At 60.9% G+C, this 12699-nt stretch carries 12 protein-coding genes and 2 pseudogenes; 4 read left to right on the forward strand and 10 right to left on the reverse strand.

All coding sequences use genetic code 11. The features are described 5' to 3' along the window. Positions 1–79 precede the first annotated feature (79 nt). Positions 80–295, forward strand: coding sequence for a toxin-antitoxin system HicB family antitoxin (locus R0D99_RS08250; protein WP_317750917.1), 216 nt, complete (start codon positions 80–82; stop codon positions 293–295). A 17-nt stretch (positions 296–312) separates the two neighbouring features. Then, complete coding sequence (locus R0D99_RS08255) at positions 313–588, forward strand: addiction module antidote protein (RefSeq protein WP_317750918.1); 276 nt, start codon at positions 313–315, stop codon at positions 586–588. A 140-nt stretch (positions 589–728) separates the two neighbouring features. On the opposite strand, the gene R0D99_RS08260 is transcribed toward R0D99_RS08255, so the two are convergent. The 5 genes and pseudogenes from R0D99_RS08260 to R0D99_RS08280 all read right to left on the reverse strand — a co-directional run bounded on the left by R0D99_RS08260 (position 729) and on the right by R0D99_RS08280 (position 6905). Further along, the gene (locus R0D99_RS08260; protein ID WP_317750919.1) at positions 729–1481 is read right to left on the reverse strand and encodes a hypothetical protein; all 753 of its coding nucleotides are present in this window, start codon (positions 1479–1481) and stop codon (positions 729–731) included. Continuing rightward, positions 1478–3043: a hypothetical protein gene (locus R0D99_RS08265; protein ID WP_317750920.1), complete on the reverse strand. Its 1566-nt coding sequence runs from the start codon at positions 3041–3043 to the stop codon at positions 1478–1480. Before R0D99_RS08265 ends, R0D99_RS08260 begins: the two co-directional genes overlap by 4 nt. A gap of 226 nt (positions 3044–3269) precedes the next feature. Next, complete coding sequence (ligD, locus tag R0D99_RS08270) at positions 3270–5255, reverse strand: DNA ligase D (RefSeq protein WP_317750921.1); 1986 nt, start codon at positions 5253–5255, stop codon at positions 3270–3272. A 226-nt stretch (positions 5256–5481) separates the two neighbouring features. Next, a pseudogene (locus R0D99_RS08275) lies at positions 5482–6084 on the reverse strand (DNA polymerase ligase N-terminal domain-containing protein); the annotation flags it as partial. Beyond that, positions 6032–6905 (reverse strand): annotated as a pseudogene (locus tag R0D99_RS08280) (Ku protein). The pseudogenes R0D99_RS08280 and R0D99_RS08275, both read right to left, overlap by 53 nt. A 189-nt stretch (positions 6906–7094) precedes the next feature. Between R0D99_RS08280 and R0D99_RS08285 the strand changes: the two are divergent. Both R0D99_RS08285 and R0D99_RS08290 read left to right on the forward strand, forming a co-directional pair. Continuing rightward, positions 7095–7316: an AbrB/MazE/SpoVT family DNA-binding domain-containing protein gene (locus R0D99_RS08285; RefSeq protein ID WP_317750922.1), complete on the forward strand. Its 222-nt coding sequence runs from the start codon at positions 7095–7097 to the stop codon at positions 7314–7316. Between the two features lie 56 nt (positions 7317–7372). Next, positions 7373–7846, forward strand: a complete 474-nt coding sequence (locus R0D99_RS08290) for a PIN domain-containing protein (RefSeq protein WP_317750923.1) — start codon at positions 7373–7375, stop codon at positions 7844–7846. Here the strand turns inward: R0D99_RS08290 and leuB are convergent. From leuB to R0D99_RS08315, 5 genes are all read right to left on the reverse strand, one after another. Further along, entirely contained in the window at positions 7843–8916 is a 1074-nt protein-coding gene (gene leuB / locus R0D99_RS08295; RefSeq protein WP_317750924.1) for a 3-isopropylmalate dehydrogenase, read from the reverse strand. The genes R0D99_RS08290 and leuB overlap by 4 nt on opposite strands. 151 nt (positions 8917–9067) lie before the next feature. Next, positions 9068–9718, reverse strand: coding sequence for a 3-isopropylmalate dehydratase small subunit (gene leuD / locus R0D99_RS08300; RefSeq protein WP_317750925.1), 651 nt, complete (start codon positions 9716–9718; stop codon positions 9068–9070). 152 nt (positions 9719–9870) lie between these two features. Continuing rightward, positions 9871–10017: an entericidin A/B family lipoprotein gene (locus tag R0D99_RS08305; RefSeq protein ID WP_416365984.1), complete on the reverse strand. Its 147-nt coding sequence runs from the start codon at positions 10015–10017 to the stop codon at positions 9871–9873. Between the two features lie 45 nt (positions 10018–10062). Then, complete coding sequence (leuC, locus tag R0D99_RS08310) at positions 10063–11535, reverse strand: 3-isopropylmalate dehydratase large subunit (RefSeq protein WP_317750926.1); 1473 nt, start codon at positions 11533–11535, stop codon at positions 10063–10065. 10 nt (positions 11536–11545) lie between these two features. After that, positions 11546–12505, reverse strand: coding sequence for a LysR family transcriptional regulator (locus R0D99_RS08315; protein WP_317750927.1), 960 nt, complete (start codon positions 12503–12505; stop codon positions 11546–11548). Between the last annotated feature and the right edge of the window lie 194 nt (positions 12506–12699).

A 12699-nucleotide genomic window follows, 5' to 3' on the forward strand; every position in this document is an offset into this window, starting at 1 on the left:
GTTCACTGCACAGTGGGTACGCCGCAACGTGCGCGATTCGCGCGTGCTGACCTCCGCGCAATGCTTGTAGATATAGGCCATGAGCAGGCTGACCATTCGTTTGCCCGATCAAACCGCCGCGCGCCTAAAGCAGGTGGCGCAAAGCCGTGGCCTGTTCATGAGCACACTCATCGAGGAAATGAGCCAGGCCACTGCCGCGTTCGATGACGAAACGCGCTTCCGCGCGCTGGCCGCGCAGGCTGATCGGGTCGACGCTCTGGAGGTGCTGGATCGGTTGGACAGGGTGACGAGTTGAAGCGCGGAATTGCCAACATGACCAACATTGCAGATCTGCCCGATTTCGACATGGCCGAATGGCTGCCCGACGAGGCGGGGGTGGCCGAATACCTGACCGTGGTGATGGAAGAAAACGACCCGGCTGCCTTGGCCAAAGCGCAAAGGACCATTGCGCGCGCACGCGACATGACCGAGATGGCGGCCAAGACGCGCATTGGCCGCGAGGCGCTGTGCAAGGCGCTTACGCACAGCGCTTCAACGCGCTACAAGACTATTCTAGGGTATCTCCGGCGCTTCGAGTTAAGGTGGTAGCGGTGCTATACGGGAATTAAAATTATCGCAATTGTAATCGTCCGATTTTCCCCATTTTTCCAATATGAGTTTTACTATACTTGAGCAGAAGTAATCCGCTTTGAAAATGTTCGAATTGATAATGAAAAAAATAGAACTTTCTAAATCTTCTTCTTTTTTAAGCATTCCCACTTAAAATCTCCGATAGGAAATGTTCCAGTTTCGATTGCATCAGTCTTAAACCCTTCTCCAACCGTTCTCTTTTCAGCTACGTTCTTGAAATCATTTAACACGTGTACCGCCGATCCAAGCCCAGTAGATAAGAGCAAATCTGGCGACCCAAGAAATCTTGCGAGCCCGTTGACTGGTGAGCCCCAAACGTGTTCGTCTTCTGCTCGCCATTTAGAGTTAGTTGGAATCAAATTGTCAATAAGTGTTATAAACAAAGTTGCTTCGATGACTCCATTGGTGCAAAGTATTTCATATTCATAGTCGTCATATACGCTCGGCTCTATCGCATCTTTCTTCAATAGGCTTGCCTCTACAGCCGGGTCCAACATAGAATATGGCCCAACGTCCACAATAGACACATCCAAAAAGAAATTACCAAAATGGCCGTCTGGATGAGAATCCTTGTATCCGATCGTGTATCGACCATCCCCTGTACGCGTCAAGCTATCTTGACTCGCTAGAATTCTCGATGTTGAGCCGACCGAGTGGAATCCAGTGCATTGAACGGTCTTAGGGAATATCGCTCTTGGGAATTTATATTCCTCTCCAGGCTTAAGTGGTGCCATTACCACTGTTTTTCCATCTATGATCAATTTGTATTCAAGCCAATGAGCCCATGCTGCGTCCCCCGCCCGTGCTTTTAAATGTAGAACGTCGCCCTTTTTTATCTCAAATTCTCTCATTTTAGACTCCTGTAGTTCGCTTGAATTTGTTGGACGATCGCCCCGCTGCAGGCGGTCCCGTTTACTAACGACTTGTCGACCTCCAATTCCGCTTCCTGTAATACATCCTCTGTCGGCGCAAATCCATCTAGTTTTTTTCTTGCGGCAGCCAACTTGCGAAGCTCAGACTTTAGAAAAAGCCCATATGCGCATGCTGCTTCCGTTTTCAGCGTATCCTCTTTAGATGCGGCGTTTGAAATTATGCCTTTCCTATCGATTTCGCTAATAACATTGAACGCAAGTGGAAATTTGGCTCTGTAAGCGTAATCGTTGTACGCAGGGATTTTAATCGTTTGGCATACTTTTTTGTTTCCCGATTTCGGCATACATGCCGCGAGGCCGTTGCTTACATCGGACAGTACGGATAATATATTCTTTCTTAAGTCGCGTAGTCCATTGAGATCGCGAAGAGGAGTATCGAATGATGGGACTATGAAATAATCTTCGCTGGTGGACCCAGAGGCATTCATTTTTGCCACGATCAGGTCATCAATCTCGTTTAAAATTGAGTTAGCGCGCCCGCCGATTCTTATAAGTGTTTCTATTTTTGATATATCACTCATTGTGAATTCCTCGGAGACACTAGCAAAATCCGTATATCTCACCACAACCATGGAGAACGCCCGCTCGTTATTTTTTAACTCTTTAGGGAAATTTTTATATATATCTAGTAAGTCTTCTTTGTTTACTGGGTTGAATGCGCCGCCTCCCCCGGAGCGGGAATATTTGATATTGGTTTTGTTGGATAGATTTTTGTATGTTTCTTCGCTTTTTGATGTGCCATTAACAGAAAACAAATTTGCTGGCCCGCTAGCATTAATTGCGGCAATCAGTGATTGATTTTGTTCGTAACTCAATCCTGTGAATTCGAATGTTGCATACATTTCTCCGCCATAATTTATTTGTTGGACAAAACCATCACCACAGACATCTCTGAATGCAACACGGTCCTTCTTATAAAGTTCCAGTGCTTTGGGTGTCAAATCAACCCGGAGGGCTGGGTATTTTTTGTCTTGATAGATTGTTCCGTCTATTTTAGGTACTTCGATGAAATCAGAGTAAGAAAAAATGTCGGACCCGACAAGAATGACTTTTTTCGTACTGGCGGATTTTGTCTCAATAGATGACGATGTGGAACCTCCCCCCGAGTAACCGGCATATGATGCACGCCCCTCAAGGCTGTAATTCAACTTTCTTGTGAGCACTTCCTCATCGGTTATTTCATATAGCGAGCTGTGCTGCTTCATAATCGGAATTTTTCCTTTATTATTGTCATTGACGCATCGAGCAAGTTTTCGCCTATTAGTTAGCAGATCGTAGCCATGTCCAAGTGTTGTAACCTCTTCGGTCGGAAAAGGTAGTACGAAGTACTGGGGAACTGCCACAGCGACGGAATCGTCAAAGGTTCGGGTGCCCTCACTCTGCGCCCGCTCTGTCATAGGTTGTACGACAGTCTGTTCCCATGCTTGGGCAACAGAAAATGTGAATATTGACGCAACGACAAACACTGTCGATTTTTTCATAAATCCCTCCTGTTAAATCTCAGTTATCTTTTGCGTTTTCTCGCGCGCTTATTTTCTGATGCGCCACTGTTTGGAAGTTCAATTGTCTACAGCTATGAAATCGCTCCCAATACTATCTGAACCAGAAACTACTTAGTTACGAAAATGATCTTGAGATCTGAGCGGATGACACTTTTTCCAAACCGCTACGCCGGGCCAATCTAATCATCTGACCACTAGAGGAACGTCATCGCGCATGCTCTCTACGAAGCCCCAAAGTCGCTCCACTCAGGCTATTGGCGCTTTCATGGTATGCGCTCCACGGTTGACTTGCAACCCTTAACCTCGCCTCCACATTCCCCACCGTCCACTGCGCCGCCCCCGTCAGCCCCGCCAGTTCATCCCAGGCGACCGGCACCGACACCCCCAATCCCGGCCGGGCGCGCACGGACCACGCACACACCGTCGTCGCCCCGCGCCCATTGCGCAAATAGTCCGGGTAAATCTTGCCGACGCGGTTCTTGGGGCCGCTGACGGCGGTGAAGCGGTCGGGCATGAGGCGGGCGAGGTGGTCGACCAGTTGTTTGCTGAAGGCCTTGACGGTGTCCCAGTCGTACAGGCGCTTGATGGGGGTGACCACGTGCAGGCCTTTGCCGCCGCTGGTTTTGAGGAAGGGCACCAGGCCCAATTCGGTGAGCAGGGTGCGCACCAGTTGCGCGGCTTCCTGCACTTGCGGCCAGGCGACGCCTTCGCCGGGGTCGAGGTCGAGGACGAAGCGGTCGGGGCGCTCGATCTTGTCGTGGGTGGCGTTCCAGGTGTGCAGCTCGACGGTGTTCATCTGCACCACGCCCATCAGCGCGGCCTCGGTGTCGATTTCGAGCAGCGCGGCGTGGCCGGGGTCAAGCGCGGGGTCGAGCAGGGTGACGCCGGGGAGCTGGCGGCCTTCCATGTGCTTCTGGAAGAACTGCTCGCCCCCCACGCCATCCGGCGCGCGCAGCAGGGCGACCGGGCGCTTGGCCAGGTGCGGCAGGATGAGCGGGGCGACGGTGGCGTAGTAGCGCGCCAGGTCGAGCTTGGTGGCGCCGCTGGCGGGGTCAATGACGCGCTCGGGGTGGGTGATGGTCTGGCCAGCGAGCACGGCGGGGCCGTCGGTCTTGGCGGGGGGTGTTACAGATTTCATAGCTGCTCGCGATGGGTTGACGCCGACCCGCGCCTGTTTAGAACCTGAAATGGCATCGGCCCGGAGTTCGGCAACGGGTTTGTCTTCGCGCAGGCCCTGAAACACCGGGTGTCGCAGATGGCCAGCCTGCGTGACGCCGGCGTGCGTGATCTGCGCCACCAGCTCGGGCCGCACCCAGGTGATGGCGGACGGCGCCTTGACGCGCTGGCCCTCGGTCAGCGGGCTGTCGGGCGTGACGAGCGGTGCGAGCCGCTTTTTGAGCAGCGCGAGGGTGCCGCCGTCAAACCCGCTGCCCACGTTGCCGGCCCAGCGCAGGGCGCCGTCGGCCGTGGGCGCGGCCAGCACCAGCGCGCCCAGGTCCCCCGCCGCCGCGCGCGCGCCCTGACCGGCGGTGAAGCCGGCAATGATGAATTCGTCGCCTTGGCCGCATTTGAGCTTGATCCAGTCCGCCGAGCGCCCGCTGCGGTAAGCCGCGCTGGCGCGTTTGCCGATGACGCCTTCCATGCCCAGCTTGCAGGCGCTGGCCAGCAGGCTTGGCGGGTCGGGCGGCAGCTGCTCTGATAAACGCAGCATGGGGGAATGGTCGGCGGCCAGCAGTGCGGCCAGCCGCGCGCGGCGGTCGGTCAGCGGGGCAGGGCGCCAGTCTTCGCCATCCAGCCAGAGCAGGTCGAACAGGTAGTACACGAGCGCGTCGGTCTTGCGGCCGTCAAAGGCGTTTTGCAGCGCGCCGAAATCGGGCAGGCCGTCGGCGCCGGGCATGACGACTTCGCCGTCGAGCCAGGCGTTTTGCACCGGCAGGGCGGCCAGCGCGCGCGCCAGGGCAGGCATGCGCGCCGTCCAGTCGAGGCCGTTGCGGGTGAACAGCTGGGCGCGGCCAGCGCTGGTGCGCGCGAGCAGGCGGTAGCCGTCGAATTTCAGCTCCCACAGCCAGTCGGTGGCGGCATCGGGCGGGGGCTCGGTGACGAGCGTGGCGAGTTGGGGGGGCGATGGTGTCGGGCAGCAGCTGTTTCTTGGTTGCTTTAGTTTTGATAGCTGCTCGCGCTTGTCCAGCAAGCGCTGGGGGCTGTTTTTTATCTGAATCCCCAGACTGCGCCTTGCGTGCGCGAATCTGCCGCACCGTGTCGGCCAGGATGGCGTCGGGCGCGGCGCGCCGGTCGGCCGGGCCGACGGAATCGGGCAGCGCCTCGGTCACGCTGAATTCGCTGGCGGGGCGGGCGAAAGCGTCTTTTTCCTTGATGAGCAGCCAGTTGGCCTTGCCGGGCTGGCTGTCCTTCAGACGCACCAGCGCCCAGCCGCCTTGCAGCTTGGCGCCGTGCAGCATGAACTTGAAGTTGCCGGCCGCCAGCCCGGCCTGTGCTTCGTGCCCGGGCGTGGGGGACCAGCTGCCGCGGTCCCAGATGATGACGCGGCCGCCGCCGTACTGGCCGGCGGGGATCTGGCCTTCAAAGTCGTTGTAGCTGATCGGGTGGTCTTCCACCTGCACGGCCAGCCGCTTGTCGCGTGGGTCGAGGCTCGGGCCCTTGGGCACGGCCCAACTGCGCATGGTGCCGTCCAGCTCCAGCCGCAGGTCGTAGTGCAGGTGGCTGGCCCAGTGCTTGTGGATGACGTAGCTGAAACCGGCCGCGCTGCCAATGTCGCCGGCCGGTTCGGGCGTGCGGGTGAAGTCGCGCTTGGCGTGGTAGCGGGCGAGCGGGGCGTCGTTGCCGGAGGCCGAGGGCTTTGAACGCTTCTTCGCGGCGGGCTTCTCTGATACTACGTTTTTTATAGCTGCTCGCGCACGTCCAGCAAGCGCTGGGGCCTTTTTTGGCGTGGGATCGGCGCGGCCAACCTCAGGCGCGCTTGCGGCTGGCTTTGGCTTTGGCGGGCGCTTTGGCGTCGGCATTGTCGGTCTCTTCGTCCTTGACCGACGACTTGCCGCCGCCTTGCAGGCTGCGCTTGAGCAGTTCGGTCAGATCAATGATTTCCGCCCCCGGCTTGGCGGCGCCGGGCGAGGCGACTTTTTCGACGCTCTGCACCTCGCCGGCTTCGGCTTTTTGCTTGACCAGCCGCATGATCTCGTCCTTGAACGAATCGCGGAAGTCGTCGGCGTCCCAGGGGGGCGGACATTTCCTCGATCAGCTTCTCGGCCATTTTCAGCTCGGCGTCTTTCAGGCCGGCGGCCTTGGCGCCTTCGGGCGGCAGCTTCAGCGCCTCGAACGACTTGATCTCGCCGCCCCAGCGCAGCAGGTTCAGGATCAGCGCCGGGCCGCTGGGCACCAGCACGGCCAGGTGCTGCTTGGTGGAGATGACCACGCGCGCCACGCCCACGCGGCCGCTGGCGATCAGCGCCTCGCGCAGCAGGGCGTAGACCTTTTCGCCGCGGTTGATGGGGGCCAGGTAATACGGGCGCTCCAGGTAGACAAACGGAATCTCGCTGGCCTTGATGAAGGTCTCGATCTCGATGGTCTGCGTGGTCTTGGGGAAGGCGGCCTTGATCTCGTCGGCGCTCAGCACGACGTAGTGGCCGTCTTCCACCTCCACGCCTTTCACGATGTCGGCCGAGGCGATTTCCTTGCCGGTTTTCTTGTTGACGCGCTTGTAGCCCACCGGCTCCATGGTGCGCTTGTCGAGCCAGTCAAAGTCCACCCCGCTGCTGGTGGTGGCGGTGTACAACGCCACGGGGATGTGCACCAGGCCAAAGCTGATGGCGCCTTTCCACACCACGCGGGCGGTGGAGCGGGTGGAGGAATCGTCGGTGGGGGGTGGAGTCGTCGGCCATGGCGCTGCCTGAGGGTGATGGTGGCAGCTTAAATGAGGCCAGATGGGTTCGGTTGTAGGACGCGAAGTCAAGACGTTGACATGTGGCTTGCAGAATTACTGCATTGCAGTATAATTGACACTATGCAAGCCACATTGACCATCAACAGCCGCGGCGTCGTCACACTGCCGGCCAAGCTGCGCCAAGCCATGGGACTGAAGGCCGACGATCAATTGATTGCGGAAACCACGGTCGAAGGCCTGCTGCTGCGCCCGGCCGTCACGCTGCCTATCGAGATTTATACCGACAAGCGGATTCGGGAGTTCGAACAGGGTGAGGCCGAACTGGCGGCCTATCTGAAGAAGCAGGGCCTTTGATTTCGTCCAGCCGGTATCCCCGGCTGTTTTCCAGTGCTCTTATAACAACAAGAACAATGAGCATCCGGTCCCTTGAACCGTCCAGCGATCAGCATCGCATTTATCTCGACGCCAACATTCTTTTCTCAGCCGCGAGGTCGGATGGCGCGGTCCGAAAGGTATTTCGGCTTGGTATCGACTGGGGATACGCGTACGTCGCAGATGCTTATGTAGTGGCAGAAGCGAGGAGAAATCTCAGCAGGAAGGCGAGCGCGGACAGTCTTAAGTCCTTCGAGTCACTGCTGCAACAAATCGACGTGGTCGAGGCGCAGCGATTCGATCCAGACGCGGAGATCGCGGCGTGGTTGCCCGCGAAGGACCGGCCCGTCTTGCTGGCCGCCATCGCCTTGCGCTGCGAATTGCTGGTGACGGGAGACCGGGATTTCGAGGCAGGCTACGACGAGCGTTTTGATGGCGTCAAGGTCGTCAACGCCCAGCAGTGGGCCGAGCACATGCTGACCCGTCGAAAGCCGCCAGAGCTGAGCTCTTAGCTGAGCGCCCTTACCACCGCCTCGCCCATCTCGCGCGTGCCCACTTTCGTGGTGCCTTCGCTGTAAATGTCGGGCGTGCGCAGGCCCTGGGCCAGCACCTTTTTCACCGCCGCCTCAATGCGGTCCGCCGCCTCGGGCTGGTTGAGCGAGAAGCGCAGCATCATCGCCGCGCTCAGGATGGTGGCCAGCGGGTTGGCCACGCCTTTGCCGGCGATGTCGGGCGCGCTGCCGTGGCTGGGTTCGTACAGGCCCTGCTTTTTGTCGTTGAGCGACGCGGAGGGCAGCATGCCGATGGAGCCGGTCAGCATCGAGGCTTCGTCGCTCAGGATGTCGCCGAACATGTTGCCGGTGACGACCACGTCAAAGCGCTTGGGTTCCTTCACCAACTGCATGGCGGCGTTGTCGACGTACATGTGGTCGAGCGCGATGTCGGCGTACTCCTTCGCGTGCACCTCGGTGACCACGTCTTTCCAGAGCTGGAAGGTTTCCAGCACGTTGGCCTTGTCCACGCTGGTGACGCGCTTGCCGCGCTTGCGCGCGGCCTCGAAGGCGACGCGGGCGATGCGCTCGATCTCGGGGCGCGTGTAGCGCATGGTGTCGAAGGCCTCTTCGGCGCCGGGAAAGTGCCCGTCGGGCGCCACGCGGCGGCCGCGCGGCTGGCCGAAGTAGATGTCGCCCGTCAGCTCGCGGATGATGAGGATGTCCAGGCCCGCGACCAGCTCGGGCTTGAGGCTGCTGGCGTGCGTGAGCTGCTCGTAGCAGATGGCGGGGCGGAAGTTGGCGAACAGGCCGAGCGCCTTGCGCAGGCCCAGGATGGCCTGCTCGGGGCGCAGCGGGCGGTCCAGCTTGTCGTACCTCCAGTCGCCCACGGCGCCGAACAGGATGGCGTCGGATGCCTGGGCCAGCTTCAGCGTGGCTTCGGGCAGCGGGTGGCCGTAGGCGTCGTACGCGGCACCGCCGACCTTGGCTTCTTCCAGCTCAAACTTGAGGTCGAGCGCCTTCAGGACCTTGACCGCCTCGGCGACGATTTCGGTGCCGATGCCGTCACCGGGGAGGATTGCGATTTTCATGGGTGTAAAGGTGGGAATGAGAAAGAAAACAGCCGGACGCGAAGGGCGCAAAGATTTCGCGAAGGACGCAAAATAAAAACCAAATACCTGATTGGTTTTCTTTCGCGCACTTTGCGAGCTTTCGCGCCCTTCGCGTCCGGCTGTTCGAATTTCAAGCGCTGAGGGTATGCGCCAGCCAAGGCTTTGTAGCCAGGCGGTTGGCCTCGAACGCCTGGATCTTGTCCTTCTGGCGCAGGGTAAGGCCAATGTCGTCCCAGCCGTTCAGCAGGCATTCCTTGCGGAAGGGCTGCACGTCGAAAGGCAATTCGGTGCCGTCGGGCTTGACGATGACCTGGCGCGGCAGGTCCACCGTGAGCCGGTAGCCAGGGAAGGCAGCCACTTCGTCGAACAGCTTGGCAACGGCGCTTTCGGGCAGCACGATGGGCAGCAGGCCATTCTTGAAGCAGTTGTTGAAGAAAATGTCGGCAAAGCTGGGCGCGATCAGGGCGCGAAAGCCGTACTGCTGCAGCGCCCAGGGCGCGTGCTCGCGGCTGGAGCCGCAACCAAAGTTCTTGCGGGCCAGCAGCACGCTGGCGCCGGCATAGCGCGTCTGGTTCAGCACGAAGTCGGGGTTGGGCTTGCGCGTGGCGGGGTCCATGCCCGGCTCGCCCTTGTCCAGGTAGCGCCACTCGTCGAACAGGTTGGGGCCAAAGCCGGTCTTCTTGATCGACTTGAGAAATTGCTTGGGGATGATCGCGTCGGTATCGACGTTGGCGCGGTCGATGGGTGCAACCAGGCCCTGATGAACGGTGAACTTTTCCATGATGCAGTCGATGGATGGGACGCGGCCCGCGCGGCAGGCTAGGTCAGGGGGAATCGCCCTGCGGCAGCGGGGCGGTAGGGCGGCCAGCGTGATGCGGCCGCGACGTCAGGCATGCGCTGGTGGCAAGGCTGCCAGCGCATGCCATCGGTGGCTTAACGCTTGGCTTTTTCGGCGGCGTTCTGCACGCCTTCGCCGGCTTTTTCAACGTCTTTGCCCATGCCGGCCACGGTGTTGCAGGCGGTCAGGGAGGTCAGGGCCACGGTCAGCGCGCCAACCAGCATGGCGATTTTCTTCATCATGATGAAACTCCTCTATTGAGTTGAATGGACTCCCGTTGCCGGGCCTTACATGAAAGCACGGACATCGACGAAATGCCCGTGCACCGCAGCCGCCGCGGCCATCGCCGGGCTGACCAGGTGGGTGCGGCCGCCATTGCCCTGGCGGCCTTCGAAATTGCGGTTGCTGGTGGAGGCGCAGCGCTCGCCCGGCTCCAGCCGGTCGGCATTCATGGCCAGGCACATGCTGCAGCCAGGTTCGCGCCACTCAAAGCCAGCGGCGGTGAACACCTTGTCCAGCCCCTCGGCCTCAGCCTGGCGTTTGACCAGGCCGGAGCCTGGCACCACCAGCGCCTGCTTGACGTTGCCTGCCACCTTGCGGCCCAGCTTTTTGACGACGGCCGCAGCTTCGCGCATGTCTTCGATGCGGCTGTTGGTGCAACTGCCGATGAACACCTTGTCGACGTGAATGTCGGCCAGCGCCTTGTTGGGCTCAAGGCCCATGTAGGTCAGGGCGCGTTCGATGGCGCCGCGGCGCGTGTCGTCCTTTTCCTTGTCGGGGTCGGGCACGCGGCCGTCGATGCCCAGCACCATCTCGGGACTGGTGCCCCAGGTGACTTGCGGCACGATCTGAGCGGCGTCGAGTTCGACTACGGTGTCGAATTTTGCGCCGGGGTCGGAATGCAGCGTCTTCCAGTGGGCGACAGCCTGGTCCCACTCGGGGCCGCCGGTGAACTTGCCTGTGGCAGAGTCGGTACCCGGCGCCAGCAGGCGGCCCTTGACGTATTCGATCGTCTTGTCGTCCACGGCCACCAGACCTGCGCGCGCGCCGGCCTCGATGGCCATGTTGCACACCGTCATGCGGCCTTCCATGCTGAGCGCGCGGATGGCGTCGCCGGCAAACTCGATGGTGTAGCCGGTGCCGCCGGCGGTGCCGATCTTGCCGATGATGGCCAGCACGATGTCCTTGGCCGTGACGCCGGGCGCGGCCTTGCCGTTGACCTTGACCAGCATGTTCCTGGCCTTCTTGGCCAGCAGCGTCTGCGTGGCCAGCACGTGCTCGACCTCGCTGGTGCCGATGCCGTGCGCCAGCGCGCCAAACGCGCCGTGCGTGCTGGTGTGGCTGTCGCCGCAGACCACCGTCATGCCGGGCAGCGTGGCACCGTTTTCAGGGCCGATCACATGCACGATGCCTTGGCGCGCGTGCAGGAAGGGGAAGAACGCGGCCGCGCCGTGTTCACTGATGTTGGCGTCCAGCGTGGTGACCTGCTCCTTGCTGATCGGGTCTTCAATGCCGTCGTAGCCGCGCTCCCAGCCGGTGGTGGGCGTGTTGTGGTCGGCCGTGGCAACCACGCTGCTGACGCGCCAGACCTTGCGGCCGGCTTCGCGCAGGCCTTCGTAGGCCTGCGGGCTGGTGACTTCGTGCACCAGATGGCGGTCGATGTAGAGGATGGCGGTGCCGTCAGGCTCGGTGTGGACGACGTGTTCGTCCCAGAGCTTGTCGTAAAGCGTGCGTGCGGTCATGGCTTGGGCAATGGACATGGTTGAAATTCTATGCGGCGGCGGAGGATTCAGCCGATGGCGCGGGTGCCGCATGCGCGTGTAGGTGATCGACCAGTGCGCGGGCGGTGACGGGCAGGGTGTCGAAGTCGCGCGCCACCAGTTCGATGGCGCGCGTGGCCCACGCGTCGGTGAGCGGGACGGCGCGCAGGGCGCCGGCGCCACTCATCAGCGTGAAGGCGCGTTCCGGCATGACGCCTACGCCCAGGCCGTTGTCAATCATGCGGCACATGGCGTCGAGCCCCGTGACGCGAATGCGCAGGCGGATCGGCCGCGCGACGGCCGCCGCCGCCTGCTGGCTGGCCAGCGCGATGGAGCTGTTGGCGTGCAGGCCCACGTGGTCAAAGTCCAGGGTGTCGGCAAAGGCCACAGCTGGCAGGCCTGCCAGCGCATGGGTCGCCGGCACCACCAGCACCAGCCGGTCGGTGCGGTAAGGCCGCCGCTGCAGGGCGGCGCCGCTGAGGGTGACCGCGCTGACGTTGCAGATGCCCAGGTCGGCCGCACCTTCCTGCACGGCCCGCATCACTTCGGAAGAAAGGTGTTCTTCCAGATCGACCTTGACTTCGGGGTGGCGGCGCACGAAGGTGCCCAGGTCTTCCGGCAGAAACTGCACGATGGCCGAGATGCTGGCGTGCACGCGCACGTGGCCGCGCACGCCGTCGGCGTATTCGCTCAGTTCGCCCTGCATCTTTTCCAGCCCGAACAGCAGGCTGCGTGCGTGGTGCAGCAGGCTCTGGCCCGCCGGCGTCAGGTCGACGCCGCGCGCATGGCGGTAGAGCAGGGCGGTGTCCAGCGCCGCCTCCAGGTCGGACAGGCGCTTGCTGACGGCAGACGGTGCAATGAATTCTCGCTCGGCCGCCTTGCCGATGCTGCCGGCCTCGCACACGGCCACGAACAACTGCAACGAAGTGAGGTCGATGCGGCGGGCGAAGCTGCGTTCGGTGAGTTTCACGGGGGTCGGAGGGCGTCTCGGTTGAAGACTGCTTTTCGCTATTGTCCCCCCAAGCGAGGCGCGAGACATCGCAAATCGAGATGGCTTGGGTGGTGGGCGCCGATGGCTGAGCGACCGGACGGACAAGCCCGCTTGTCGCGGCGAGTCAGGACGCCATGGGCGCCTGCGCTATGGTGTCAGCTTGCCAGCGCTTT

The organism is Ottowia sp. SB7-C50 (genome assembly GCF_033110285.1).
Classification (GTDB): Bacteria; Pseudomonadota; Gammaproteobacteria; order Burkholderiales; family Burkholderiaceae_C; genus Ottowia.